The sequence below is a fragment of the Geobacillus thermodenitrificans subsp. thermodenitrificans DSM 465 genome (assembly GCF_000496575.1).
In the GTDB taxonomy this organism is placed as follows: Bacteria; Bacillota; Bacilli; order Bacillales; family Anoxybacillaceae; genus Geobacillus; species Geobacillus thermodenitrificans.
This window is the reverse complement of the sequence record NZ_AYKT01000047.1, coordinates 1-1,435: the sequence shown is the minus strand read 5'-3', so window position 1 is coordinate 1,435 and position 1,435 is coordinate 1. Positions and strand designations below refer to the sequence as shown.

Annotated in this window: 4 protein-coding genes; all 4 read right to left on the bottom strand. The window is 44.4% G+C overall.

Features of this window, described 5'->3' with window-relative positions:
• On the bottom strand, window positions 1–538 hold a 538-nt coding region (locus DSM465_RS0117810), incomplete at its 3' end, for a major tail protein (RefSeq protein WP_029761964.1).
• A gap of 14 nt (window positions 539–552) precedes the next feature.
• Window positions 553–759 (bottom strand): Acb2/Tad1 domain-containing protein, encoded by a 207-nt coding sequence (locus tag DSM465_RS0117805; protein WP_029761963.1) that lies wholly within the window; start codon window positions 757–759, stop codon window positions 553–555.
• Between the two features lie 4 nt (window positions 760–763).
• The gene (locus tag DSM465_RS0117800) at window positions 764–1,084 is read right to left on the bottom strand and encodes a hypothetical protein (RefSeq protein WP_029761962.1); all 321 of its coding nucleotides are present in this window, start codon (window positions 1,082–1,084) and stop codon (window positions 764–766) included.
• A gap of 1 nt (window position 1,085) precedes the next feature.
• Window positions 1,086–1,435: HK97 gp10 family phage protein (locus tag DSM465_RS0117795; RefSeq protein ID WP_029761961.1), on the bottom strand; the 350-nt coding region annotated here is incomplete at its 5' end.

Sequence of the window (1,435 nt, the reverse complement as noted above, 5' to 3'; positions counted from 1 at the left end):
AATTGTCATAAATCGCTTGGTTCGTGTCATTCAATTCGAGTACGCCACGGACAATGTTTTTCCCGTTAATTTCAATCGGGAGGATACGAATATTCAACGTTTCTGTCGCTGGTTCTACTGATTCCGCACGGGTCGAGTGTTCTTTACTTGGTCGGCTTGCTTTGCAACGATAGTAGACAAAGCGACGATTTTTCTTGTCGCCTAGGATTTGCCCAAGCAGTGCGAACTCTTTCGGTTCACCGTCTGTTGTTTCCACGAGCATACCGTTTGCGTCGATTTCCCAGCCGAGCAATTCCGCGAGCACTTGGTCAGGGATATTAGCCATTTCAAGTTCGGCGTTGTAACCGTTGTTTGATGTATACGTCCAATACGGCCCGTTATCGGCGTAGAACGTTGTTTCTTCCCCTTGCGGTTCCGGAGAGAATCTGACTGCACCTGGAATAGGAATTGGCGTGTCCCATGTTGGTGTCGGTGTTGTTGTATTTAAATAAGCAATATGAACTTTTTCAAGACCAAACGTTACTTTGTTTTGGCTCATATTATTCAACCTCCTTATTCATTTCTCGCGATGCTGGCATTAGCCCACATCACTGATTGTTCCAAGTTTGTGAATGCCAGAGATTTCTCTCTGCTGTTCGGACAAAGTTCGTCAATCAAATAAGCTAGTTCTTTTGCTTTTTCCCGAATCGCTTGGTATTTTTCTGGCTGTCCTTCCTTTGGGGCGTGGTAACGAAAATTGTTTTCGATTTGTGGATTCACAATTTCAACCTCCTATAATTTGAATTTCATAGAGAATTTGAAACATCTTTTCTTCATCGAGATATGTCTCAAATTTCCTATATGGTAGGCCTAGCTCTTTGAGCTTGTCTTGTACTTTTTGTTCGGCGGTTAAATCCTTTTTCGCTGTGTATAACTCTACTTGGAAGTCGTCAATCGCAACATAGTTGACGTTGTCCGCCATCATATCGTTCGAGTAAGCAAACTGATAAACAATAAACGGCGGTGTGACAGGGCTAGAAAACGAACCGTAGGCGACGGGATAGCCAATACTTTTAAGTGCTTGATATAACTCCGCTTGTGTCATCTTAACCACCGTTTTCGATTACTCTTTTTAGCTCGTTCGGCAAGTCTGCCGCGTGTTTCTCATACGCTGGTCGCAAATGCGGATAGGCAGGAACACGGCCACCGTTTACTTTTGCGTGTCCAAATTCGAGAAGATGAACGCGGCGATAGTGTTTTTTGTTCCATACGATGCGTTTGGTTGTTCCGAATCCATCCTCTTTCGTGATTCTAAATGACTGCGCGTATTCGCCTGTCCGTTTTCGTGCCAGCGCTTTGGTTTCTTGTAATACTTTCCGCGCAGTTTTGTCTACTGTTTTCCGAACACCTTCAGCAACGTCGTCCGTGTATTCTTTGACCGCTTGCACCAACTCAT